The organism is Micromonospora sp. WMMC264 (assembly GCF_027497275.1).
GTDB lineage: Bacteria > Actinomycetota > Actinomycetes > Mycobacteriales > Micromonosporaceae > Micromonospora > Micromonospora chalcea.
In genome coordinates, this window is the sequence record NZ_CP114907.1 from 2,726,754 (window position 1) to 2,750,705 (window position 23,952).

At 74.7% G+C, this 23,952-nt stretch carries 23 protein-coding genes; 9 read left to right on the forward strand and 14 right to left on the reverse strand.

What is annotated here, in order from left to right:
• Window positions 1-24: 24 nt before the first annotated feature.
• From O7542_RS11675 to O7542_RS11685, 3 genes are all read right to left on the reverse strand, one after another.
• A complete protein-coding gene (locus tag O7542_RS11675) occupies window positions 25-519 on the reverse strand; it encodes a rhodanese-like domain-containing protein (RefSeq protein WP_281606203.1) in 495 nt (164 codons plus the stop codon).
• A 38-nt stretch (window positions 520-557) separates the two neighbouring features.
• Window positions 558-1,010: a cysteine dioxygenase family protein gene (locus tag O7542_RS11680; RefSeq protein WP_166456070.1), complete on the reverse strand. Its 453-nt coding sequence runs from the start codon at window positions 1,008-1,010 to the stop codon at window positions 558-560.
• A 106-nt stretch (window positions 1,011-1,116) separates the two neighbouring features.
• The gene (locus tag O7542_RS11685) at window positions 1,117-1,494 is read right to left on the reverse strand and encodes a hypothetical protein (RefSeq protein WP_064446127.1); all 378 of its coding nucleotides are present in this window, start codon (window positions 1,492-1,494) and stop codon (window positions 1,117-1,119) included.
• Window positions 1,495-1,564: 70 nt separating this feature from the next.
• Here O7542_RS11685 and O7542_RS11690 point away from each other — a divergent pair, with 70 nt between their 5' ends.
• Window positions 1,565-1,957: an ankyrin repeat domain-containing protein gene (locus tag O7542_RS11690; RefSeq protein WP_064446128.1), complete on the forward strand. Its 393-nt coding sequence runs from the start codon at window positions 1,565-1,567 to the stop codon at window positions 1,955-1,957.
• A 23-nt stretch (window positions 1,958-1,980) separates the two neighbouring features.
• Complete coding sequence (locus tag O7542_RS11695; protein WP_281606204.1) at window positions 1,981-2,961, forward strand: DUF3500 domain-containing protein; 981 nt, start codon at window positions 1,981-1,983, stop codon at window positions 2,959-2,961.
• On the opposite strand, the gene O7542_RS11700 is transcribed toward O7542_RS11695, so the two are convergent.
• The 6 genes from O7542_RS11700 to O7542_RS11725 form a co-directional block, all read right to left on the reverse strand.
• Entirely contained in the window at window positions 2,939-3,691 is a 753-nt protein-coding gene (locus O7542_RS11700; protein WP_064446130.1) for a class I SAM-dependent methyltransferase, read from the reverse strand. The genes O7542_RS11695 and O7542_RS11700 overlap by 23 nt on opposite strands.
• A 52-nt stretch (window positions 3,692-3,743) precedes the next feature.
• On the reverse strand, window positions 3,744-4,247 hold the full coding sequence (locus O7542_RS11705) for a DUF2231 domain-containing protein (RefSeq protein ID WP_281606205.1): 504 nt from the start codon (window positions 4,245-4,247) through the stop codon (window positions 3,744-3,746).
• A gap of 76 nt (window positions 4,248-4,323) precedes the next feature.
• Window positions 4,324-5,040 carry a GAF and ANTAR domain-containing protein gene (locus O7542_RS11710; protein ID WP_205796412.1) on the reverse strand — a complete coding sequence of 239 codons (717 nt, stop codon included), beginning with the start codon at window positions 5,038-5,040 and terminating at the stop codon, window positions 4,324-4,326.
• 192 nt (window positions 5,041-5,232) lie between these two features.
• Window positions 5,233-7,527, reverse strand: a complete 2,295-nt coding sequence (gene secA2, locus O7542_RS11715) for an accessory Sec system translocase SecA2 (protein ID WP_210885156.1) — start codon at window positions 7,525-7,527, stop codon at window positions 5,233-5,235.
• A gap of 160 nt (window positions 7,528-7,687) precedes the next feature.
• Window positions 7,688-8,776, reverse strand: a complete 1,089-nt coding sequence (locus tag O7542_RS11720; RefSeq protein ID WP_281606206.1) for a zinc-binding alcohol dehydrogenase — start codon at window positions 8,774-8,776, stop codon at window positions 7,688-7,690.
• On the reverse strand, window positions 8,769-9,791 hold the full coding sequence (locus O7542_RS11725; RefSeq protein ID WP_281606207.1) for a Gfo/Idh/MocA family oxidoreductase: 1,023 nt from the start codon (window positions 9,789-9,791) through the stop codon (window positions 8,769-8,771). The genes O7542_RS11720 and O7542_RS11725 overlap by 8 nt, the downstream gene beginning before the upstream one ends.
• Window positions 9,792-10,005: 214 nt before the next feature.
• Between O7542_RS11725 and O7542_RS11730 the strand changes: the two genes are divergently transcribed.
• The 5 genes from O7542_RS11730 (at window position 10,006) to ctaD (ending at window position 15,696) form a co-directional block, all read left to right on the forward strand.
• The gene (locus tag O7542_RS11730) at window positions 10,006-11,025 is read left to right on the forward strand and encodes a glucosyl-3-phosphoglycerate synthase (RefSeq protein WP_043330185.1); all 1,020 of its coding nucleotides are present in this window, start codon (window positions 10,006-10,008) and stop codon (window positions 11,023-11,025) included.
• A 19-nt stretch (window positions 11,026-11,044) separates the two neighbouring features.
• The gene (locus tag O7542_RS11735) at window positions 11,045-12,199 is read left to right on the forward strand and encodes a glycosyltransferase (RefSeq protein WP_281606208.1); all 1,155 of its coding nucleotides are present in this window, start codon (window positions 11,045-11,047) and stop codon (window positions 12,197-12,199) included.
• 87 nt (window positions 12,200-12,286) lie between these two features.
• Window positions 12,287-12,739 carry a DUF4383 domain-containing protein gene (locus tag O7542_RS11740; protein WP_043330186.1) on the forward strand — a complete coding sequence of 151 codons (453 nt, stop codon included), beginning with the start codon at window positions 12,287-12,289 and terminating at the stop codon, window positions 12,737-12,739.
• Between the two features lie 134 nt (window positions 12,740-12,873).
• A complete protein-coding gene (locus O7542_RS11745) occupies window positions 12,874-13,605 on the forward strand; it encodes an ATP-binding protein (protein WP_043324490.1) in 732 nt (243 codons plus the stop codon).
• 87 nt (window positions 13,606-13,692) lie between these two features.
• Window positions 13,693-15,696 (forward strand): cytochrome c oxidase subunit I, encoded by a 2,004-nt coding sequence (ctaD, locus tag O7542_RS11750; RefSeq protein ID WP_043324493.1) that lies wholly within the window; start codon window positions 13,693-13,695, stop codon window positions 15,694-15,696.
• Between the two features lie 103 nt (window positions 15,697-15,799).
• On the opposite strand, the gene O7542_RS11755 is transcribed toward ctaD, so the two are convergent.
• The 4 genes from O7542_RS11755 to O7542_RS11770 all read right to left on the reverse strand — a co-directional run bounded on the left by O7542_RS11755 (window position 15,800) and on the right by O7542_RS11770 (window position 21,886).
• Window positions 15,800-16,933, reverse strand: coding sequence for a SigB/SigF/SigG family RNA polymerase sigma factor (locus O7542_RS11755; protein ID WP_064446137.1), 1,134 nt, complete (start codon window positions 16,931-16,933; stop codon window positions 15,800-15,802).
• A 244-nt stretch (window positions 16,934-17,177) separates the two neighbouring features.
• Complete coding sequence (locus O7542_RS11760) at window positions 17,178-18,587, reverse strand: hypothetical protein (RefSeq protein ID WP_281606209.1); 1,410 nt, start codon at window positions 18,585-18,587, stop codon at window positions 17,178-17,180.
• Between the two features lie 433 nt (window positions 18,588-19,020).
• Window positions 19,021-20,769 carry a thiamine pyrophosphate-binding protein gene (locus O7542_RS11765; RefSeq protein WP_187693678.1) on the reverse strand — a complete coding sequence of 583 codons (1,749 nt, stop codon included), beginning with the start codon at window positions 20,767-20,769 and terminating at the stop codon, window positions 19,021-19,023.
• A complete protein-coding gene (locus tag O7542_RS11770; protein ID WP_030504049.1) occupies window positions 20,762-21,886 on the reverse strand; it encodes a Vms1/Ankzf1 family peptidyl-tRNA hydrolase in 1,125 nt (374 codons plus the stop codon). Before O7542_RS11770 ends, O7542_RS11765 begins: the two co-directional genes overlap by 8 nt.
• A 142-nt stretch (window positions 21,887-22,028) precedes the next feature.
• On the opposite strand from O7542_RS11770, the gene O7542_RS11775 reads away from it, so the two are divergent.
• Both O7542_RS11775 and O7542_RS11780 read left to right on the forward strand, forming a co-directional pair.
• Window positions 22,029-22,577 carry a hypothetical protein gene (locus tag O7542_RS11775; protein ID WP_199496088.1) on the forward strand — a complete coding sequence of 183 codons (549 nt, stop codon included), beginning with the start codon at window positions 22,029-22,031 and terminating at the stop codon, window positions 22,575-22,577.
• Window positions 22,578-22,613: 36 nt separating this feature from the next.
• Window positions 22,614-23,504: an alpha/beta hydrolase gene (locus O7542_RS11780; RefSeq protein WP_281606463.1), complete on the forward strand. Its 891-nt coding sequence runs from the start codon at window positions 22,614-22,616 to the stop codon at window positions 23,502-23,504.
• Here the strand turns inward: O7542_RS11780 and O7542_RS11785 are convergent.
• Entirely contained in the window at window positions 23,485-23,826 is a 342-nt protein-coding gene (locus O7542_RS11785; RefSeq protein WP_064446141.1) for a DUF3817 domain-containing protein, read from the reverse strand. The genes O7542_RS11780 and O7542_RS11785 overlap by 20 nt on opposite strands.
• Between the last annotated feature and the right edge of the window lie 126 nt (window positions 23,827-23,952).

A 23,952-nucleotide genomic window follows, 5' to 3' on the forward strand; every position in this document is an offset into this window, starting at 1 on the left:
CGCCCCGCCGGTGTGGCGGGACGGTCAGCGGAGCGCCCCACCGGCGGTGACCGGGGGCGCGGCGGACGAGGGTCGGGTCGGCGGGGTTGGACCGAGCGTGGGCAGTCCGGCGATGTGCCAGGCGGCGAAGCCGCCGACGACGTCGGTGGCCCGGTGCAGGCCGATGTCCTGGAGCGCGGCGGCGGCCAGCGACGAGGTGTAGCCCTCCTGGCAGAGCACGATCACCGGCACGTCGTAGTCGACGGCCTGCGGCAGCCGGGCCGCGCAGCGCGGGTCGAAGCGCCACTCCAGCACGTTGCGCTCGACGACGAGCGCGCCCGGCACGGTGCCCTGCGCGGCGCGCTGGGCGGCCGGGCGGATGTCCACCAGCAGCGCCCCGGCCCGGCACGCCAGGTGCGCCTGTTCCGGGTCGAGGCGGCGCAGGCGGGCCCGGGCGGCGGCGAGGATCTCGTCGATGCCCCGCGAGCCGGGTGGCGGAGCCGGACAGCGCTCGGTTGCGGTGGTGGGGGTCTGCGCCATCGTGGCGTCCTTCCGTTCGTCGGGGTTGCGGGGGTGGGTCACCAGGCCACGCCGGCCTCGGCCACCTCGGCGATCCGGAGCCGGCCGGCGACGAGGCGGTAGCGGGTCATCCGGGTCAGCGCCGGCCGGTAGACGTGCACGCTCACGGCGGGCTGGTCGCCGTGGTTGGTGACCTGGTGCACGTGCCGTACGCCGAAGCGCCGCCCGGCGCCGGCGGCGAGCCGGTGCGGGCGCAGCCGCGCGCCGCTGACCGTCTCCTCGGTGAGCACGCCGGCCACGACCAGGAACGCGCCGGCGCTGCCGCCGTGGTCGTGCAGGCCGGTGCCCTGTCCGGGCAGCCAGCTCAGCGCCCACACCTCGTGCTCGTCGCCGGCGTCCAGGCGGGCGTACCACCGCTCGGACGCGTCGAAGCACAGCGGCACCGGCCAGCCGTCCGGGTCGGCCCAGCGGGCGGCGACGGCGAGCAGATCGGCGGGAGCGGTGCTGGTCATCGGCGGGACGTCCTCACGGTGCGGAGCGGATGTACCCGCACAGCTTAGACGGCAAAGCCTATCGGTTAAGTAGGTAATACCAGATGCTGGGACGCCGGCTCGCGGCTCAGCGCAGGACCGGCGGATCCACCTTGTAACCGGGCACCGACGGCCAGCGGACGGTGAGCACCGTGGACTCCCGCTCGGCGTACCAGGAGTGGTCCACGCCCCGGCCCCACACCACGTAGTCACCGGGCGCGCGCAACACCACCGTGCGGTCCGGCAGCTCGATCCGGAACGCGCCGCTGATCAGCACCAGCAGTGCGGTGCGCCGCTCACCCGTGGCCCACCGGGACCGGCTCTCCCCCGCCGGGTGCACGCCCCACTTCACCTCGACGTCGGTGCTGTGCCGCACGTCCCCGGCCGGCTTGAAGTGGCCCAGCAGCCAGCCCGCGTCGGTCGCGCCGTCCACCGCCGCGTTGCCCACGTACACCCGATCGTCCATGCGCGCGCCTCCCGTGCCCGGCTGCGCAAGCTACCAGGCGCGTCCGGCCGCGACGCCATAGCCTGGGCGGATGCCCGACGAACTCGACGACGAGACCATCGCCTTCGCCCACCGGATGTTCGACCTGGCCCGGGCCGGCGCCACCGAGGAACTGGCCGCCAACGTGGACGCCGGGCTACCGGTCAACCTCACCAATGCCAAGGGCGACACGCTGCTGATCCTCGCCGCGTACCACGCCCACCCGGACACGGTGGCCGCGCTGCTGGCCCGGGGCGCCGACCCGGCACGGGTGAACGACAGGGGGCAGACCGCGCTCGCCGCGGCGGTGTTCCGGCGTCAGGAGGCGGCGGTCCGCGCGCTGCTGGACGCCGGCGCCGACCCGGACCACGGCGGCCCGTCGGCGGTCGAGACCGCCCGGTTCTTCGAGCTGCCGGACATGCTGGCGCTGCTGCGCCGCGAGTGAGCCCCAGGCGGTATACAGAGACGGTGGAGGATCCCGTACCCGAGCAGATGCGCGCGGCCGCGGCGGCGTTCCTGGCCGCGCTGGACGAGCCGGCCCGCGACGCCGCCCGGCACGCCTTCGACGACGAGCCGGCCCGGCGCTGGCTGGAGTACCGGCCACGGCCCCGGCCCGGCGTCGCGCTCGCCGGCCTGGACGTCGACGCCCGCAAGGCCGCCCACCGGCTGCTCGCCACCGCGCTCAGCCCGGCCGCGTACGCGCAGGCCATGACCGTGATGGCGCTGGAGGAGGTGCTGGACCGGGCCGAGAACTGGCGGCGCGGACGGCACAGCGGCGACTACTGGGTGGCCGTCTTCGGCGACCCGGACCGCGACGACGACTGGGCCTGGCGGTTCGAGGGACACCACCTGTCGGTGAGCATGACCGTCGCCGACGACCGGGTCTCCCCCGCGCCGGTCTTCCTCGGCGCGAACCCGGCCACCGTCCGGCACGCCGGCCGCCCGGTGACCCGGCCGCTCGGCCCGGAGGAGGACCTGGCCCGCGAGCTGCTCGACGCGCTCGGTCCGGGCGGCCGGTCCGCCGCGATCATCGCCGACGAGGCGCCCGCCGACATCATCAGCGCCACCCGGGCCACCGCCCCCGGCCGGCTCGACCCGCCCGGCGTACCCCGGGGGCGGCTGCGGCCGACCGGCCGGGCGCTGCTGGACCGGCTGGTCGCGCTCTACCTGGACCGGCTCCCGCCGGAACTGGCGGCCCGGGAGGCCGAGCGGCTCGACGGCGGCGAGCTGCACTTCGCCTGGGCCGGGCCGGTCGAGCCGGGCCGGCGGCACTACTACCGGGTGCAGGGCGAGGACCTGCTGATCGAGTACGACAACACCACCGACGACGGCAACCACGCGCACACAGTGCTGCGCCGCCCGGCCGGTGACTTCGGCGCCGACGTGCTGGCCGCGCACCACGCCGCCGCCCACCGGCGCGGCCCGCTCAGCCCCGGCGCGCCTCGATGAGGAAGCGGCGGGCGTACGCGACGAACGGTCCGTCGGCGCGGATCCGCTCGTCCAGGCGGCGCAGCTCGTCGGTGTAGCGGCCCACGGTGAAGCCGGGCACCGTCCAGACCACCTTGCGCAGGAACCAGACCACCGCGCCGATGTCGTGGAAGACGGTACGCAGCGTGGCCTCGCGCAGGTCGACGACGTTCAGCCCGGCGGCCCGCGCGTCGGCGACCGCCACCTCCGGGTGGCGGTGCTCCGGCGGCGGCAGCGGCCCGAGGATCGCCTCGCTGAGCTCCCGCATCGTGCCGGGGCCGATCTGCTGGGACAGGTAGGCGCCGCCGGGCCGCAGCACCCGGGCCACCTCGTCCCACCAGGTGTGCACCGGGTGACGGCTCACCACCAGGTCGAAGGCGGCGTCCCGGAACGGCAGCGGCGGGCGGTCGCCCACCCGCACCACTGTCGCGCCGAGCGGGCGAAGGTTGCGCCGGGCCACCGGCACGTTCGGCGGCCACGCCTCGGTGGCGACCAGCAGCGGCGGCGGCGCGGGCACCTCGGCCAGCACCTCTCCCCCGCCGGTGTCGATGTCCAGCGCCGCCTTCACGGCGGCCATCCGCTCGCCGACCAGTCGCGCGTACCCCCAGGGCGGGCGCTCCTCGGTGGCGCGGCCGCGCAGCCAGTCGAAGCCCCAGCCCTCGACCGGCGCCGCCTCGGCTTCGGCTACCAGTTCCTCGAACGTCCCGACCATGCCCGCGAGCCTGCCGCTCCGCGCCGACCGCGGCAACGGATTTCGGCCGGCGTCAGTACGGGCGCGGGCGGGCGATCTCGACTGTGGCACCGGCGGGCACGTCGGCGAACGGCTCGAACCCGGCCGGCTCGGTGACCCGGTCGAACTGCTGCATCAGCCGCGCGCCCAGGGCCACGCCGACCGCGCCGACGGCGAGCGCCACGAGTTCCGCGGCGAGCAGGACACCGGTCGCGCCCCGCTGCGGCGCGCTCGCCCGGATCAGGCAGGAGAGCAGGAACAGCGCCGCCATCACGGCGTTGACGAGGTTGAACATCAGCACCGTCCGGCTGGTCCGGCCGGCCCGCACGTCCCACAGGTCGACCATTCCGGCGACGGTGGTGAGCCCGGCCGCGACGAGCGCGGCCACCGCGGTCCAGTAGCCCACCTCACCGAGGAACGCCGGACCGCCCGCCACGTCGGCCAGGTCGAAGACCGCGGCACAGACGAACAGGCCGAACGGGAACGTCACCAGCATCGGTTGGATGGGGTGCCCCTGCACCCGTAGACGGCTCTGCATCGCTTCCTCCCCAGGTCCGCGCAGCTCACCAGTCCAGAGTGCTACCCGAGGCGCCGCGGGGTGAAACGACTGTCGCTCAGTTGTCCCGGGGCCGGGAGACGGTCAGCACGAGCCGCTCGGCGACCTCGCGCAGCGGGATGTCCAGCGAGGACGCCGCGCTGCGCAGCACCCGCAGGGCCTCCGGGGCGGGACAGCCGCGCTGTGTCATGATCACGCCGACGGCCTGCCCGACCACCCCCTCGGCCAGCAGCGTGTCGTCGAGCTGACCGGCGCGGGTGGCCGCCCGCTCGCGGTCGCGCGCGGCGGCCAGCAGCAGCCCGGCGTGCTCGGCCAGGAGCATCGCGGTGAGCTGGTGCCGGGGCGTCAGCGCGTCGGGCGAGTCGGCGTAGAGGTTGATCGCGCCGATGACCTGTTCGTCGATGTCGACCGGCGCGGAGATCACCCCGTGCACCCCCAGGGCGCGGGCCCGTTCGTTCCAGACCGGCCAGCGCGGGTCGCCGGACAGCCCGCCCGCGGTGATCATCTCCCGGCGGCGGATCGCTGTCATCGCGGGCGTGTCCGGGCCGTGCCGCAGGTCGTCCAGCTCGGCCCGCTCCGGATCGGAGGCGGCCACGCCGGCGGGCTCACCGGCGCGCAGCGCGGTGAAGCCGCAGCTGTCCACGGCCGGTACGGCGTCGCGGGCGATGCGGACCAGGCGGTCCAGCGCCTCGTCGAACCCGGCCGCGCCGATCAGTCCGGCGGTCAGCTCGCGCAGCAGCGCGGCGGTCTCCAGCACACCAAGGTTGTCGATCATGGGTTGGCGCGTGTCGAGGTTCACCGGGCCGTGGCCTCCACCGTCCACCCGATGTCCCCGCTCGGCGCCGTTGCCTGTCCCATGTCCGTCCCTCCTGTGGCCGGGCCTCGGCCTACTACCCTCCCAGACCGCGGGCGAAACCGCGCAAAAAGGCCCCTCCCGGTCGCGCCGGGAAGGGCCTTTCCGCGCGGGTCAGCGCGACCCGGAGATGAGCCGCCGGCCCACCGAGGCGATCAGCCGGTCCAGCTCCGAGCCGAACGGGTTGTCGTGCACGAGGTACGTCCAGGTGGCGCTCGGCCGCACCAGCTTCGACGAGTCCGGCTCCCAGCCCTCGTCGAACTCGGTCTCCTCGAACGTGGCCACGGTCCGCGTCTCGATCTCGGGCACCAGCGCGTTGAACGCCGGCACCGCGCTGCGGTGGAACTCGTCGAGCGGGTCGAGCCGGCCCAGCGCCCGCAGGTGCACGCCCTCGCGGACCTCGGACAGCTCGGCCAGGTGGTCGGCCCAGAGCCGGTCCAGGTGGTAGAGGGCGATCTTGCGGGCCACGTCGGCGAGCAGGTCCTCGTCCATCTCGCTGGCCTTCTCCGGCACCCGCTCCAGCAGCATCAGCGCGGCGATGTCGCTGGTCAGCAGCCGCTCCCGGCGCTCGGCGAGCGCCTTGCGCTGCTGCTCGATCACCTGGCTGTAGCGCCACGTGTTGCGGTGGATCTCGTGGTTGACGCCCTCGGCGACGCGCTGGGCGTGCTCCACCGCGTAGTCGACCTGCGGGTCGGTGACCAGGCCGTCGGCGTTCATCCGGGGCGAGGCCGGCACGGTGTCGCCGGCGTGCCGGACCACCAGGTCGTCCTCCAGGCTGACGAAGAACACCGACCCGCCCGGGTCGCCCTGCCGCCCGGCCCGGCCGCGGAGCTGGTCGTCGACCCGGCGGCTGTCGTGCCGGCCGCTGCCGATCACGTAGAGACCGCCCAGCTCGGCCACCCGGTCCCGGTCGGCCTGGTCGCTGCCGCCCAGCCGGATGTCGACGCCCCGGCCGGCCATCTGCGTGGAGACCGTCACCGCGCCGTACGCGCCGGCCTCCGCGATGATCCCGGCCTCCTCGTCGTCGTTCTTGGCGTTGAGCACCACGCACGACACGCCGGCGGCGTTCAGCGCGGCGGCCAGCCCCTCGGACTCCTTGACGTCGAGCGTGCCGACCAGCACCGGCCGCCCCGCCTCGTGGCAGCGCGTGATCTCGTCGACCAGCGCCTCCTCCTTCTCGGCGCGGGTGGCGTAGATGCGGTCCGGCTCGTCCTCGCGGACGCAGGGGGTGTTCGGCGGGATCACCGCGACCTCGAGGCCGAAGAACTCGCGGAGCTGGTCGCCGACGAGCACCGCGGTCGCGGTCATCCCGCAGACCGTCGGGTAGAGCGCGATGTACGCCTGCACGGTGATCGTGCCCAGCACCTCGCCCTCGGCGGTGGCGTCCAGGCCCTCCTTCGCCTCGACCGCGGCCTGCAGCCCGTCGGGCCAGCGGCGGCGCTGGGCGACCCGGCCGCGCATCTCGTCGATCAGCTCGACCGAGTCGTCCCGGACGATGTAGTCCACGTCGCGGTGCAGCAGGGCGTGCGCGTGCAGCGCCACGTTCACCGCGGAGAGCTGCCCGACGTGCTCCTCGTCGTACAGGTCGATGCCGCCGAGCTTGGCCTCGACGGTGGCCAGGCCGACCGAGGTGAAGGCGACGCTGCGGCCGTCCTCGGCGACCGTGTAGTGCTTGCCCTTGCGCAGCCCGCGTACGAGCGCGGCGGCGGCGTGCACCGGGTCCTGCTCGCCGCCGACCGCGCCGGCCAGCACCATCGGCACCCGGGCCTCGTCGATCAGGATCGAGTCGGCCTCGTCCACGATCGCGGTCTTCAGCGGCGGCTGCACCCGGTCGGCCAGGTCGGTGACGAGCTGGTCGCGCAGGAAGTCGAAGCCGGCCTCGCTGACCGAGACGTAGGTGACGTCGCAGGCGTACGCGGCGCGCCGCTCGTCGGGCGTGGACGCCTCGTTGACCCAGCCGACGCTGAGCCCGAGCAGGTCGTAGACCGGCGTCATCCACTCGGCGTCGCGGCGGGCCAGGTAGTCGTTGACGGTGAGCACGTGCACCGGGCCGTTGCCCAGCCGCACGTGGCCGTACGCGGCGACGGTCGCGGTGAGCGTCTTGCCCTCACCGGTGGCCATCTCGGCGACCTTGCCGGACAGCAGCGCCATCGCGCCGAGCAGCTGCACGTCGTAGGGGCGCTGGTCGAGCCCGCGCCGGGCCGCCTCGCGCCCGATGGCGCAGATCTCCTCGTACCCCGACGCCTGGCCGGCGGCCTCGGTCAGCTCGGCGTCGGAGAGCTTCTCCAGGTCAGCCTCGCGCGCCTCGATCGCCGGCAGCAGCTTCTCCAGCGGAGCCAGGTCGACAGTCGTCCCCGGGCGCTGGAGGAACCGGCGGAACCTGGTCTTCAACCGTTGCGACACACCCATGAGCGGCAACGGTACGCGAACCGGAGCCGATTGTGACCCCCGCCCGCCGCGCGCCGGGTTCCGCCCGCCCCGTCCGCTTCCGTCGATCATGAGGTTGGCGGCGTCCGGCGTCCGTTTTGTCGCCGCCAACCTCATGATCGACGCCCTGGAAAAGGGGGGGTCAGGGGGTCAGGATTGCCTGGAGTTCGGTGCGGCGGCGTTGGGCCAGGTCGGTCAGCAGGGCGGGGGCCTCGTCCAGGGGGACCACGGCGGAGATCAGGTGCTTGCGGATCATGTCGCCGTACTGGCGCAGCAGCTCCACCGTCTCCGCGGACAACCGCTCGCGGTCCCAGGTGGGGGCCAGGCCGCGCGGCACCCGGCCGATCTGCGCGCACCGCAGCGACAGCCCGTTGTGGTGGAACTCCTCGCCGAGCCGGACCGCGTCCGCACCGGCCTGGTAGAACGCCAGGTCGATCACCGTGCCCTGCGGTCGCAGCAGGCGCAGCGCGAGTTGCAGCGCCCAGTCCTGGCCGCGGCACTGGAAGACCACGTCCGCGCCCCGGTCCCCGGCCGCGTGGTTCCACCGGGTCTTGAGCACCACCGCCGGGTCGTCCGCGTCCGGGTCGAGCGTGTCCAGGCCGAGCGCCTCGGCGACCTGCCGCCGGGCCGGCGTCGGGTCGACCACGACCACCGAGGCGGCGCCGTGGCGGCGGGCGAACAGCGCGGTCAGCAGCGCCACCACGCCGCCGCCGACCACCGCCACCCGGCGACCGCGTACCCCGTCGCCGAGCGTGCGCACGTCGGCGCCGCACAGGTCGGCGGCGGCGTGCAGCAGCCCGTTGGCGCAGATCGGGCCCATGTGCGCGACGTACACGCCGAGCAGCGGGTCCAGGTCGTCGGGCAGCGGCACGAACCGCTCGGTGAGCGGGTCGGCGACCCAGCCGCTGCGGTGCCCGTACGTCATGGCCCCGACCTCGCCCACCGCGACGGCCGGGGTACGGCTCTCCACCACCCGCCCGACCTGCATGTAGCCGAGCCGGGTCACCGGGTACGGCGTGCTCGCCCCGCCGGGCCGGAACAGTCCGAGCGCGGCGTCCCAGGTGACGTGCAGGTACGGGTTGGTGCCCTTGACGAAGCTCAGCTCGGTGCCGGCGGACACGCCGCTGTAGAGCGTCTCCACCCGGAACGTGCCCTCGCGCAGCTCCGGCGCGTCCAGTTCGGCCAGCTCGACCCGGCCCGGGCCGCCGACCACCACCACGCGGTCACGCATCGACGCCCACCCCCGCGTCCACGACCGGCGCGGTCAGCCGCGACGCCGGCCCGGTGGGCAGCGCCACCGGCCGGCCGGTACGCGCCGACTCGGCCACCGCGAGCGCGAGCCGGTGGGTGCGCAGCGCCTCGGCGTACGGCACCCGGACGTCGTCGCCGAGACCACGAACGGCGTCGATGAAGGCCCGGTCGACGGCGATCCGCGCGCCGTCCGGGTCGGCGGGCAGGTGCCGCTCGCCGTCGCCGTCGCGGACGGTCAGGCCGTCCTCGGCCAGCCACAGCGCCAGCCCGTCGGCGAGGATCTCCACGCCGGCCCGGTGCTTCCAGCCCAGCACGCACGACGCGGCGAGCGTGCCGACCGCGCCGGAGCCGAAGCGCAGCGTGGCCGCGGTCACCGAGTCGATGTCGGCGCCGTCGACCGGCGGCGGGCTGCCGTCGCCGTACGCGCTCACCTCGACCGCCTCGCCGGCCAGCAGCCGGACCAGGTCCAGCACGTGCGCGGCCTGCTCGACCACCGGGCCGCCGGAGCGGTCCCGCCGCGCCCACCAGGCCACCGGCGGCACCTTGTCCAGCCAGGCGCCGTTGACCATCCGCACCGGGCGGCCGGCGAGCAGCCGCCGCGCCTCCGCCACCACGTGCAGGTAGCGCCAGTGGTGCCCGACGCCGGTGAGCAGCCCGCGCTGCTCCACCAGCGCCGCGACCCGCTCGGCGGTCTCCAGGTCCAGCGCCACCGGCTTTTCCACGAACATCGGCACCCCGGCGGCGACCACCGCCTCCTCGACCGGGCCGTGGGCGAACGGCGGCACGCAGACGTACACCGCGTCCGGTCCGGCCGCGAGCAGCTCCTCCACGTCGCGGAACACCCGGCCGCCGTACGTGCCGGCGAGCGCCTTCGCAGCGTCCGGCGCGACGTCGGTCACGCCGAGCAGCTCCACGTCCTCGAAGCCGGTGAGCACCCGGGCGTGGCGTTGCGCCACCCCGCCGGCTCCGACCAGTCCCACCCGGCAGGTACGCATCCGACCAACCCTCTCGCCACGACTGGAAGACTGCGGTCACCACTCCCCGCGGCGGCCGCGCCCGAAACGCCGCCGAGGGGCGCAACGCAACGTTCATCTGCCCGGAACCGCCCGGTACGCACCTGGTGATCAGGTTGTCAGGCAAGATCCGGTTAGCGCGGATGCGGGATTGGGAAAACCATGGTTCGCGATTCCACCACTAATGGGGGTGCCCGTGCGGGAATCAGATTCGACCGTCTCACCTGTGGTGGAGGCGTGGGCCACGTACCGCACCAGCACCGCCGCCGACTGGCCGGCGCAGCGACTGGTCCGGGCAAAGGGAAACAGCCGGGTCAGCGTGGTGCTGCCGGCACGCAACGAGGAGGCCACAGTCGGCGCGATCGTGGCGACGGTCCGGGAGCACCTGATGGACCGGGTGCAGCTGGTCGACGAGCTGATCGTGGTCGACTCCCGGTCCACCGACCGGACCGCGCAGGTGGCGCGCGCGGCCGGCGCCGAGGTGGTCAGCCAGGACGCGATGACGCGCGGGCTGCCCCGGCTGACCGGCAAGGGTGACGCGCTCTGGGCCGGGCTGGCGGCGGCCGAGGGGGACGTGGTCGCGTTCGTCGACGCCGACCTGCGCGAGTTCCGGCCGCACTTCGTGACCGGGCTGCTCGGGCCGTTGCTCACCGATCCGAGCGTGGACTTCGTCAAGGGCTTCTACCACCGGCCGCTGGTCGGCGCGACGAGCGTGGAGCCCGACGGCGGCGGCCGGGTGACGGAGCTGATGGCCCGGCCGCTGCTCAACCTGTTCTGGCCGGAGCTGGCCGGCTTCGTGCAGCCGCTCGCGGGCGAGTACGCCGGTCGCCGCCGGGTGCTGGAGCGGGTGCCGTTCGTCACCGGGTACGGGGTGGAGACAGCCATGCTCATCGACCTGCTGGAGCTGGTCGGGCTGGACGCGCTGGCCCAGGTCGACCTGGGCGAGCGCAAGCACCGGCACCAGGACACCGCGGCGCTGGGCCGGATGTCCGCGCAGATCATGCTGACCGCCTGGTCGCGGCTGCAACGGCGCGGCTGGGCGGCGCCCGGGGTGATGCCGGGCGCGCTGCTGACCCAGTTCCGCCGCGGCGGCTCGGAGGCGCTGCCCAACCTGGACCGCGAGGTCGTGGTCAACGACGTGTCGGTGCAGGAGCGCCCGCCGCTGGCGCAACTGCGGCACCGCATCCCGCGCCGCCGCCGGGTCGCGGCCGCGTGAGCGCGAGGAGGAACAACGCATGACGCTCACCGTGCTGATGAACGCCGGTCCGTGGCTGTCCGTGCCGCCGCCCGGCTACGGCGGGATCGAGAACGTGGTGGCCACGCTCGTGCCGGAGCTGCGCCGACTGGGCGTACGGGTGGTGCTGGCCTCGGTGGAGAGCAGCACGCTGCCGGTGGACGAGAAGATCGCGGTCTTCCCGGACGGCCAGTTCCACGCGCTGCAACGGCCGTACAACCAGGTCTGCGGCGTGTCCCAGGCGCACCTGTCCGGGGTGGTGCGGGCGCTGCACGCCCGCGACGACATCGACCTGGTGCACGACCACGTGGAGGCGGTCGGGCTGGCCACGCTCGCGGCGATGGGCCCGGACGCCCCGCCCGCGCTGCACACGTTGCACTGGGACCTGGCCAAGCACCCCGAGCTGTACGGCAACCTCGACGGCGGCGACCGGGTACGGGTCAACGGCGTGTCCGCGTCGCAGCTGGCCCGCGCGCCGGAGGCGCTGCGCGCGCACTCGGTGGGGCACGTGCACCTGTCCACCCCGCTCGCGGTGGACGCGGACCGGCACGCCTCGGTGGCGAAGGGCGACCACGTGGTGATCCTCGGCCGGATCAACCCGGGCAAGGGGCAGGACCTGGGCGCGCGGCTCGCCCACGAGGCCGGTTTCCCGCTGGTGCTGGCCGGGCCGGTCGGGCCGTACCACCGGCCGGAGGATCTCGCCGCGGCCGGCGACGAGGCGCGGCAGAACCCGGACGTGCGCTTCTTCCACGACCACGTCGCGCCGTACGTCGACGGCGACCGGGTGCGCTGGGTCGGCACGGTGGCCGGGCGGGACCGCGACGACCTGGTCGCCTCGGCGCGGGCGTCGCTGTTCCCGCTGCGCTGGGAGGAGCCGGGCGGCACCGCTGTGGTCGAGTCGCTGGCGCTGGGCACGCCGGTGGTGGCCACCGCCCGGGGCTGCCTGCCGGAGCTGGTCGAGCACGGCCGCACCGGCCTGCTCACCGGCGTCGAGGAGGAACTGGGCGACCTGGTTCTCGCCGCCGGCGGCCTGGAGCCGGACGAGTGCCGGCGCGAGGCGGCGCGCCGGTTCACCCCGGCCCGGATGGCGCAGCGCTACCTGGAGCTGTACGAGCGGGTCCGCCAGGGCGCGGCGCAGCCGTTGCAGCCCGCCTGACGTACGCCGCCGGCCCGGCGTTTGCCCGCGCCGGGCCCGGGAAACCGTCGCTCCCCGCGTGGCGAGGAGGCCGGCGTGACGAACTCGATGGCGCACTCCCGGGCGCGCCGCAACCCGGCCGACGGCCGGGCGCCGGTGCGCCGGATCGCCTCCGGGTTCGCCGTGCTCCTGCTGCTGCTCGGCGCGCTGGGCTTCGTGCCCGGCATCACCAGCGACTACGCGGATCTGCGCTTCGCCGGCCCGGGGTCGGGCGCCCGGCTGCTGGGGCTGTTCCAGGTCTCGGTCGTGCACAACCTGGTGCACCTGGTCCTCGGGGTGGCCGGGCTGGCGCTGGCCCGTACCGTCGCCGGGGCCCGCGCGTTCCTGGTCGGTGCCGGGGCGGTCTACCTGGCGCTGTGGCTCACCGGCCTGGCGGTCGACCGGCGCGACGCGGCGAACGTGCTGGCGGTCAACCGCGCCGACGCCTGGCTGCACCTGCTGCTGGGCGCCGCCATGCTGGTCCTGGGGCTGCTCGCGTCGCGACGCGGCGACCGCCGCTGACCTGCGCCCCGGCGGCCCGGATGCCCGGTTTCGGGGGCCGGGGGCCCGGGTACGTCCGTAGTCCTCCGGCTGCGGGAGGCGGCGACCGCCGCGGCCGGGCAACCCTCCCCGACGAAACGGAAACGAGGACGGCGATGGTGACCCGGATCAGGTGCGAGGTCCGCGACGAGTCGCCGGTCACTGTCGTACGGCTGGCCGGCGCGCTCGACCTGGGCACGATGCGCGCGGTGCACGAGGTGCTGGACCGGTGCCTCGCCGCGCAGCCGGACGCCCTGGTGGTCGACCTGGAGGAGATCGAGGTCGGCGAGCCGCTGGCGCTGTCCGTCTTCGCCGCCGCCGCGCGGCGCGCAGCCGACTGGCCGGCGGTGCCGATGGTGCTCGCCGCGCCCTGCGCCGAGACGGCGGCCTGGCTGAACGAGACCACCGCCTGCCGGGTGGTGCCGGTGCGCCGGGACTGCGCCGAGGCGGCGGCGCTGGCCGGCGCGGATTCGGCGCCCCGGCTGCGGGCGCGGCTGGAGCCGGTGGCCGGGGCCTGCCGGCGGGCGCGGGAGCTGGTCACCGAGGCGTGCGGCAGGTGGAACGTGCCGGAGCTGGCCGGCCCGGCCTCGCTGGTGCTCAGCGAGCTGGTCGGCAACGTGGTGCGGCACGCCGGCACCCCGATGCAGGTGACGCTGACGCTGCGCCGGCCGTACCTGCGGGTGGCGGTGATGGACGGCAGCCCGGCCGACGCGCGCGCCGCGACCAGCCGCGACCCGCGCGCCGAGGGGGGCCGTGGGCTGATGCTGGTGCGGGAGCTGACCCAGCGCTGGGGCAGCACCCCGGTCGGCGCCGGCAAGGTCGTCTGGGCCATGCTCCCCGCTAATTGACCGAATTCTCCGCTCTCGCCTGGTTACATGGGCAGTGGGCCGGGTACGCCCGCCCGTCCTGTCTGTCGTCACACGGGGTGAGATGCCATGCCCAAGCGGGTAGTCACGGAACCGGCACGAGACCGGGGGCCCGCGATCCTCGCGCCGGCCCGGTTCGGGGGCTTCCCCGGGCCCGTACGGGAAGCGGTGAAGGGCAACGCGCTGTGGCGGTTGCTGCGCACCACCGACGCCAAGCAGATCGGCCTGCTCTATCTGATCACGTCGTTCGCGTACTTCATCGTCGGCGGGATCCTGGCGCTGGTCATCCGGGCGGAGCTGGCCCGGCCGGGGATGCAGATCGTCTCGCCCGAGCAGTACAACCAGATGTTCACCATGCACGGCACGGTCATGCTGCTGCTGTTCGCGACGCCGCTGTTCTTCGGGTTCGCCAACTACCTGGTGCCGCTGCAGATCGGCGCCGCCGACGTGGCGTTCCCCCGGCTGAACGCGTTCGCGTACTGGCTCTACTTCCTGGGCGCGCTGATGGTCGTGGGCGGGTTCGCCACCCCGGCCGGCGCGGCGGACTTCGGCTGGACCGCGTACACGCCGTTGAGCACCGCGCAGCACTCCCCCGGCGTCGGCGGGAACCTGTGGGTGGTCGGCCTGGCCGTGTCCGGCCTGGGCACGATCCTGGGCGCGGTCAACCTGATCACCACGATCGTGACGCTGCGGGCCCCGGGCATGACCATGTTCCGGATGCCGATCTTCACCTGGAACGCGCTGCTCACCAGCGTGCTGGTGATCTTCGTGTTCCCGCTGCTGGCGGCCGCGCTGATGGCGCTGGCCTCGGACCGGCTCCTGCACTCGCACGTGTACGACTCGACGACCGGCGGGCCGATGCTGTGGCAGCACCTGTTCTGGTTCTTCGGCCATCCCGAGGTCTACATCATCGCGCTGCCGTTCTTCGGCATCATCACCGAGATCATTCCGGTGTTCTCCCGCAAGCCGATCTTCGGCTACACCGGCCTGGTGCTGGCCACCATCGCCATCACGGTGCTGTCGATGACGGTCTGGGCGCACCACATGTTCGCCACCGGGCAGGTGCTGCTGCCGTTCTTCAGCATCCTGAGCTTCCTGATCGCGGTGCCGACCGGCGTGAAGTTCTTCAACTGGATCGGCACCATGTGGAAGGGACAGATCACGTTCGAGACGCCGATGCTGTTCGCCGTCGGCTTCCTGGTGACGTTCCTGCTCGGCGGCCTGACCGGGGTGCTGCTGGCCAGCCCGCCGCTGGACTGGCAGGTCACCGACAGCTACTTCGTGGTGGCGCACTTCCACTACGTGATGTTCGGGACCATCGTGTTCGCCGCGTTCGGCGGGCTCTACTTCTGGTTCCCGAAGATGACCGGGCGGCTGCTCGACGAGCGGCTGGGCAAGATGCACTTCTGGACCATGTTCGTCGGCTTCCACGCCACGTTCCTGGTGCAGCACTGGCTCGGCAACGAAGGCATGCCCCGCCGGTACGCCGACTACCTGCCCGGTGACGGCTTCACCACGCTGAACACGATCTCCAGCATCGGCTCGTTCGTCCTCGGCGCGTCCACCCTGTTCGTGATCTGGAACATCTGGAAGTCGTGGCGGTACGGCGCGATGGTCACCGTGGACGACCCGTGGGGTTTCGGCAACTCACTGGAGTGGGCCACCACGTGCCCGCCGCCGCTGCGCAACTTCGACCGGATGCCGCGCATCCGCTCCGAGCGGCCGGCGTTCGACCTCAAGTACGGCCCGCTCGTCTCCGACCTGGGCCGCGACCTGCCGCAGCGCACCACCAAGCCGCCGCAGAGCTTCCGCGAGGAGCTGCGCCACGAGCGGCACCTGCCGGAGTCCCCGTCGGCCGGCGGCGCGTACGGGGCGCCCGAGGCGGTGGACTACCAGCCCGCTCCGCAGTCCGGCGCCCGGCCGGTGGAGGTGCCGGTGCCGGAGGAGGTACGCCGGCCCAGCTTCGAGGAGACCGACGAGCCGGAGGACAGCGCGCTCAACGCCGAGCGCGACGACCAGCCCAACGACAGGTGGCGGCACCCGCGCGGGCACGGGGACACCCCGGAGAACTGAGACACCCGACGGGGGCCGGCGCCGTGCGGGTGCCGGCCCCCGTCGCGTACGCCGCGCGCCGGCTCCCGTGGTGGGAGCCGGCGCGGTACGTGCGTGCGGCGGGTCAGTCGGCGGCCGGCAGTCCGGCAGCGGTCAGCGAGCGGCGCACCGCCGGCTGCACCCGGGTCAGCCGCAGCGGCACCCCGGTACGCGCGGCGGCGTCCCGCCCGGCCATCAGCGCGGCGATCCCGCCGGCGTCGAAGCCACCCGCGCCGACCAGGTCCACCACCACCTCGCGGGGCTGCCCGGTGACCGCCTTGAGCACGGCCCGGCGCAGCTGGTCCGCGCCGGCCCGGTCGACCTCGCCGCCGACCTCGACCACCACCCGGTCGCCGTTCTGCTTCACCGAGATGCGGGCCTTCGCCGGCTCGGCCTCGGCGGCGCCGTTCTGCCAGGGCGGCGGCGCCTCGGCCAGCATCGCCTGACGCAGCCAGGTCAGCGCCCGCGACAGCAGCCGGGACACGTGCATCTGCGAGATGCCGAACCGGGCGGCGATCTCCGCCTGGGTCTGGTTGCCGTAGAAGCGCATCGCCAGGATGCGGCGCTCCCGCCAGGGCAGCCGGTGCAGCAGGCCGCTGACCGTGACCCGGTCGTCCACCGACTCCAGCGCGTGGTCGGACTCGCCGACCAGGTCACCGAACTCGGCCGAGCTCTCCCCGCCGACCGGCGCGTTCAGCGACGCCGGGCTGTAGCCGGCGGCCGACTCCAGCGCGGCGAGGATCTCCTCCTCCGGCGTCTCCAGCCGGGCGGACAGCTCCGCCACCGTGGGGGCGCGGGACAGCTCGCTGGTGAGCGTCGCCGTGGCCTGCCCGACCTCGAGGATCAGGTCGCGCAACCGGCGCGGCACGTGCACGCCCCAGGTGCGGTCACGGAAGTGCCGTTTGATCTCGCCGACGATGGTGATCGCCGCGTACGCGGTGAACGAGCCCCGTTCCGGGTCGTACCTGTCGACGGCGTTGACCAGCCCGAGACGGGCCACCTGTTCCAGGTCCTCCAGCGGCTCGCCGCGTCCCCGGTAGCGCCGGGCCAGCCGGCCGGCGAACGGCAGCGCGAACCGGACCAGGTCGTCCCGCGCCTCCTGCCGCCGTTCCGGTGGCAGTCCCTCGATCCGGGCCGCGTACGCGAGCGCCGCGGCGTCCAGGTCCTCCAGACCCCGGTCGGTGGTCGGTGGTGTGGGTGTGGTGGTCTGTCCGAACATCCGCGCCCCCCTCGCCGAAGGTCCCCGCCCGGTCGTAACCGGTCGTGCGCGTGGTCGGACCACGCACCGGGTGAGGAAGTTGGGTTACGTGACGGAGTACGTCGAAGGCGGTGGCCGTCCGCCGCACGGCGTCGTGGGCCGTTCCGCGGCGAGCGGTCTTCCCGCTCCGTAGGTACTCAATCACGGACCGCAGGATCGCGAGGAAGTTTCGCCAGGTTGCCCGGCAGCCGGTCCCGACGGCGGTTCAGCAGACCAGCAGGCCCTGGTGCGCGCCCGCGTCACGCAGCGCGGTGAGGGCCTCGGCCGCCCGCAGCGGCGGCGGCGTGGGCAGGTCGCAGGGCTGGTTGCGCAACACCTCCGTGGCACGTCGGGTGGGTACCGAGGCGACCGGGTAGCCGCGGGCGGCACCCCGGTCCAGGGCCCGCCGCTTGCGCCCGAAACCGGCCACCGCCAGCCACTGGGGCAGGCCCGCGTGCGCGGGCGAGCGCAGGCCGGGCGGCTCGGGCAGCACGTCCACCGAGCTGAACGGCTCGCTGCCGGCCAGCCACCACTCGACGCCGGCGACCCGGCGCGCGGTGGCGTTCTCGCACCAGTAGGGCACCAGGCCGGCCCGCAGCACCTGCCCCGGATCGAGCAGCCGCCCGCACTCCACCACCAGCCGGTCCCCGGTCTTGCCGGCCCGCCGCAGCCAGCGCCGGTACAGGTCGGCGGTCACCGCGCTCAGCGCGTCCGGCTGCGGCACCACGACCCGGTGCAGCGGGTGCCCGTGCCGGTCCCCCGCAGACCGGGCGTCGTGCTCGAAACCGGACTCCACACCGTGCTCGGCGAACGCGCCCGCGACGGTGACCTCCGGCGTGACCCAGCGCGACTCGTCCCCGCCGGCGCCGCGCAGCACCTGACCCAGCGCGCGGGCGTCCGGGTGGAAGTCGACCGGGTCCAGCCCGCCGGCCGGGCAGCCGGTCTGGAAGCTGTGCCCGTCGCCGCCGTCGCGCACCGGCCAGGTGCGGGCGTCGTGCAGCAGCAGCACCGGCGCGGCCGGTTCCAGCCGGTCGGCCAGGAAACGCGCGTACGCCTTCGGCAGCGTGCGCCAGCGCACCGCGAACGTCACCACCGCGCCCGCCGCCGCGCCCCGGCTCGCCGGGCAGTGCACCTGGCGTACGTGCACGCGCGGATTGGCGTCGAGCAGCCGGGCGGCCAGCGTGGCGCCGTGCGCGTACGCGGCGTCCGGGCGGTCCACCGCCCCCCGGCTCCACCGGGCGGTGATCTCGAAGCCGGCCGGCAACCACGGCACGCCGAGCGCCACCGCGAGGTGGGCGGCGGCGCCGTGCGGTGAACCGAGCACCACGCCGGGCCAGCGCCGGTCCGGGTACTGTCCGGTGAACCATCCGGCCACCCGCTCGGCGTCCACGGCGGCGATCTGGGCGGCGGTGAGCGCGGCCCGCCCGGCGGCCCGCGACGCGGCGGCCCGGCGTACCGGCTCGGGCGCGCCACCGAGGCGCGACAGCGCGCCCGGGTGGCCGAGGTCGCCGCAGTCGTCGCCGCGCAGCGCCCGGGCGGTCGCGGCGACCAGGGTCCGGGCGGCGCTGCCGGCCGCCACCACCCGCTCGGCGGGCAGTCCCGCGCCGCCGGCCCGTTCGACTCGTTCGCTCACCACGCGGCCCGGCTTCCCGTCCCTCTGGGGTCTAAACGGGGCATCTCCCCACGGGGCAGGACCAAGGCCCGCCCGGTGGCCGCACCGCCCGCGGCACCCAGGTACGCCGTCGCGCCGCGCGCCCGCCGTCACGGGCGGGTATGGGCCGGACCGGGACGGGCACTGCACGGCGCATGCCCGACGACGGGAGCACCCCGGCGGCGACCATCACCCCCGTACCGGGACGGACCGCCGCCGGAACGCAACGACTTCGCGCTGGTCACGCCCGAGTATCGAGACGTCTCCGGGCCGCCCCGGCGACCGCGAGCGCTGACCCCCCTGCCACCTCCCCCGCGATCTTGCACTTCGGTCCCCGGAAAACCGTCCTGAACCGGGCACTCAGGGGGCCGGAACTGCAAGATCGCGAGGGTAGAGAGGGTGGGCCGCCCGGATGCCGCTAGACGATCTCGTCGGCCGCGATGGCCTCGGTCTGGATCACCCGTTCCCGCACCCGGCGGGCGGCGTCCCCGTCGGCGACCAGGCCGCGCAGGTCGGCCAGCGCCGGCTCGGGCACGTCGAGCGGCGTGGACGGGTCCACCACCGCCTCCAGCACGGCGGGCCGGTCGGCCGCGAGCACCTCGTCCCAGGCGGCGCCGACCAGGTCCGGCCGGTCCACCCGTACGCCGTGCAGCCCGAGCAGGCGCGCCCACCCGGCGTACGGCACGTCGGAGCGTCGTCCCCCGGGCGTACGCCCGCCGCCCACACCGGACTGGTCCCGGTTGTTCAGCACCAGCACGATCAGCCGGGGATCGCGCCACCGCGTCCAGTGGTGTGCCACCGTGATCAGCTCAGCCAGGCCGTTGAGCTGCATCGCGCCGTCGCCGAGCAGCGCGATCACCGGCTCGTCCGGGCGGGCCAGCTTGGCCGCGACCGCGTACGGCAGCGCGCAGCCCATCGAGCCGAGCGTGCCGCACAGCCGCGCCTGCACCCCCGGTGGCAGCTCCAGGTGCCGGGCGTACCAGTAGACGACCGAGCCAACGTCGACGGCGACGGAGGCGTGCCGGGGCAGCCGGGCGGACAGCTCGTGGAGCACCAGCCGCGGGTTGACCGGCTCGGCGGGCGTGGCGGCCCGCTCGGCGGCGGTCTCCCGCCACCGGTCCACCATCTTCTCCACCATGCCGCGCCACTCGCGGTGGGGCTGGTCGGGCACCCGGGTCAGCAGTGCCCGCAGCGTCTCGGCGGTGTCGCCGACGAGCGGCACGTCCACCGGGTAGCGGGTGCCGACGCGCCGGCCGTCGATGTCGATCTGGATGGTGCGTACCTGGCCGGGCATCGGGAACCAGTCGGTCCACGGATCGTTGGTGCCGATCATCAGCAGCGTGTCGCAGCCGCCCATGAGCTGCGCGGCGGCGGTGGTGCCGACCTCGCCGAGCACGCCGGTGTGGAACGGCAGCCGCTCGTCCAGCACCGGCTTGCCCAGCAGCGACGTGGCCACGCCCGCGCCGAGCCGGTCGGCGAGCGCGACGATCTCCTCGGCCGCGCCGTGCGCGCCCTGGCCGACCAGCATCGCCACCCGCTGCCCGCTGCCCAGCAGCGAGGCGGCGGCGTCCAGGTCGGCGTCGTGCGGCAGCACCCGGGCCAGCGGCTCGCCGGGCGTCGCGGTGACCACTCCGGCGGTCTGCGGCAGCAGGTCCGGTACGGCGGTGACCTGCAACGCGCGCGGCAGCACCACGCAGGTCGGGCTGCGCGTCGCGGCGGCGGTACGGAACGCCTGGTCCAGCAGCGCCGGCACCTGCTCCGGGCGGCGGCCGTAGCGGACGAACTGGTTGCACACGTCGCCGAAGAGCCGGCTCAGCCCGATCTCCTCGTGCGCGCCGCCGAGCGGGCCGGTGACGTCCTCGCCGACGATCGCGACGACCGGCTTGCTGTCCAGCTTGGCGTCGTAGAGCCCGTTGAGCAGGTGCACCGCGCTGGGCCCCTGGGTGGCCAGGCACACCCCGACGCCGCCGGTGAACTTCGCGTGCCCGGTGGCCATGTACGAGGCGGTCTCCTCGTGCCGGGCGGGGACGAACGCCGGGTCCCCGCCCGCGTCGTCGAGCGCGCCCACGAGCGGGGCGATCGCCGCGCCCGGACAGCCGAAGACCCGCGGCACCCGCCAGGCCCGCAGGCGTTCGACCACCAGGTCGGCGACGATGCGCTCAGCCATTACCCCGCCCGGGCGTGCTCGCGTCGACGTAGCGCAGAACCGCGCCGACCCCGTCGGTCAGCTCCGGCGCCTCCTCGGGCGCGAGCACCGTCAGGTCCGCGTCGGTGCCGATCAGCGCGCGCAGCAGCGCGGCGTCGGCGCGTACCCGCTGGGGGTCGGCCACCGACATGTCCGACAGCTGCCCCGGGTCGGTGGCGATCTCGGTCGGCTCGGGGCCCACCCACAGCTCGCCGTCGGCGGACGGGTCGTCCACGATGAGCATGGTGTCGACCTGGTTGCGTTGCAGCGCGGAGACCACGGCGTCGAGGCCGGCCCCGACGTCCTCCTGCACGCCGAAGCGGTCCAGGGCGGCGGTGACGCGCCGGTCGGCGACCTCGGCGACGGTCTGCGCCGTGATGTCGTCCATCAGCGTGTCGTCCGCGCCGACGTCGCGGGCGCCGGCGTCGGTGCGGACCAGCACGTCCTGCCACCGTTCCGGCAGCTGGGCGGCGATCATGCCGGTGGCGCGGATGTCCCCGGCCACCACCACGACGTCCGCGCCGACCCGCTCGGCCAGGTCTGCGGTGGCCGCGGCGGCGTCGCCGGCGTTCTGGTGCCACGCCTCCATGGCGGCGCGCTGGTAGCGGGACTGTGACCAGCCGCCCGGCTGTACGCGCCGCAGCTGCCGGCTCTGTCCGCCGGTGACGTGGGCGCGGCGCGGCACGCCGCCGGCGCTGACCGCCATCGCGTCCGCGCCGGTCCGGTCGGCCAGCACCCGCACCCAGGCCACCTGTTCGCCGCGCTGGGCCACGAGCGGCATGGTGTGCGGCAGCGCCGACCAGCTCGCCAGGTCACGCAGCGGCGGCGCGGACAGGTACTCGGTGAGCACCACGCGGCCCCGGGTGGCGAACACAGCGATCCCGTAGTCGCCGGGCATCGGCTGGTGCCGGCGGACGACCTCCTCCACCGCCTCGACGGTGACCGGGTCGGCGCCCTGGCTCAGCAAATCGCCCTTGAGGGCCCGCCAGCGCAGGTCGACCTGCGCTCGCGCGTCCTGGGTGTCGCGGGAGGCGTCCATGTACACCGAGCACCAGGGCCCGGGACGGTTGTAGAGCGGGCGCAGGAAGGACAGCTGCATGCTCGACCCCTTTCCGGCTCGGCCGCACGCATACCCGCGCCCCGGCGGAGTTCACCTGCCGGCCGCCCGGGCGTGACCGGTGTTCATTCACGTCGTTCAACTCCACGGGTCGATACCATATGTGCACGGATCGGAACTCTCGGTGGTGAACATGGACACGGAGCTGCATACCCGTCGCGTCGTCCACCCGGCGGAGCGCGTCGTCACCGGACGTCTCGTCCGGTTGATGGAGGGCTACGCCCGGGAGGTACGGGTCGGGCAGCCGGCGCTGGTCGCGGTGCTGACCGCCGCGGGGGTGGTGGGGCTGCTGCTGAAGGTGGTGCGCGCGTTGCTCAGCAACGGTGGCGGCGGGGCCCGGCGCAGCTTCAAGGAGCTGAAGAAGGGGCCGGAGTTCCTGGTCACCCCGGTCCGGGTCCGCGACGCCGCCGGCCGGCTGGTCGAGGTCGAGCTGCACGGCCACCTGCCGCAGAGCGCGCTGCACCCCGGCGACCACGTCCAGCTCACGCTGCGGGCGCAGCGCGACGAGGATCTGCCGCCCCGGATCGAGCGGATCGTCAACCTGACCACCGGGCAACTGCTCACCCCGCGTACCGCCACGCTCTGGTCGCACCTGGGTCCGGCGCTGCTGCTCCAGGCCGTGCTGGGCGCCGTGCTGCTGTTCGGCGTGGCCGCCTGCTCCGCGCTGACCTAGGTTTCCCCGTCGCCGGTGGCGGGCACCGCTGCGGCCATGTTCGCCGGATTCACGCTCACCGAGATCGACGCCGGCGCGGTGCGCCTGCGCGTACGCCACGGCGGCTCCGGGCCGCCGGTGGTGCTGCTGCACGGGCACCCGCGTACCCATGCGACCTGGCACCGGGTGGCGCCGCGGCTGGCCGCGCGGCACACGGTGATCTGCCCGGACCTGCGCGGCTACGGCGGCTCGTCGAAGCCGCCGAGCGACCCGGAGCACACGGTCTACTCCAAGCGGGCGATGGCCGCCGACGTGGTCGGGCTGCTCGACGCGCTCGGCCACCGCCGGGCCGCCGTCGTCGGACACGACCGCGGGGCGTACGTGGCCATGCGCACCGCCCTGGACCACCCGGACCGGGTGAGCCGCCTGGGTGTGCTGGACGGGGTGCCGATCGGTGAGGCGCTGGCCCGCTGCGACGCCCGGTTCGCCGCCCGCTGGTGGCACTGGTTCTTCCTCGGCCAGCTCGCCAAACCGGCCGAGCGGGTGATAAACGCCGATCCGGACGCCTGGTACGGCGGCTCACCGGAGGAGATGGGCGAGCAGGCGTACGCCGACTACCGCCGCGCCATCCACGATCCGGCCACCGTGAACGCCATGTGTGAGGACTACCGGGCCGGGCTCGGTCCGGACCGGGCGGCGGACGACGCGGACCGCGCCGCCGGACGCCGGATCGGCTGCCCGGTGCTGTTCGCCTGGTCCGAGCGCGACGACATGGTCGACCTGTACGGCGACCCGGCCGCGATCTGGCGGGACTGGGCCGACGACGTGCGGACCGCCTCGATCCCGTCCGGGCACCACATGGCCGAGGAGGCGCCGCGGGAGCTGACCGACGTGCTGGCCGGTTTCCTCGCGGAGGACCCTGCCTCGGTCAGCGACCGGCGGGGGTGAGCGGTCGCGCGACCGGGGCCGGCGCGTCGAGCAGGCCCCGGCGGCGCGCCCACCGCTCGAACAGCACTGTGGCGAACGGGGGCACCGCGCTGACCAGGGCCAGCCCGGTCTGCACGAGCGTCCAGCGGCGCCGCCGGGCCACCACGAGCGTCAGCAGTCCGTAGACCACGAACAACGCGCCGTGGATCGGGCCGAAGATCTTCACGCCGATCTCGTTTCCGGGCGGCCCGTACTTGACCGCCATGCCGGCCAGCAGCGCCGCCCACGAGCAGCCCTCGGCGAACGCCGCCACCACGAACGCCCGGATCCACCCGTCGCGCATCAGCCACTCCCCTTCGCGCCGTCGGCGGCCATGCTAGCCGCCCGGGCCGGGCGGCCCGGACGGAACCCGCTGCCCCGCGACGGGGATCACCGGGGCCGCCACGGGGTACAGAAAAGGGTCTGGCGG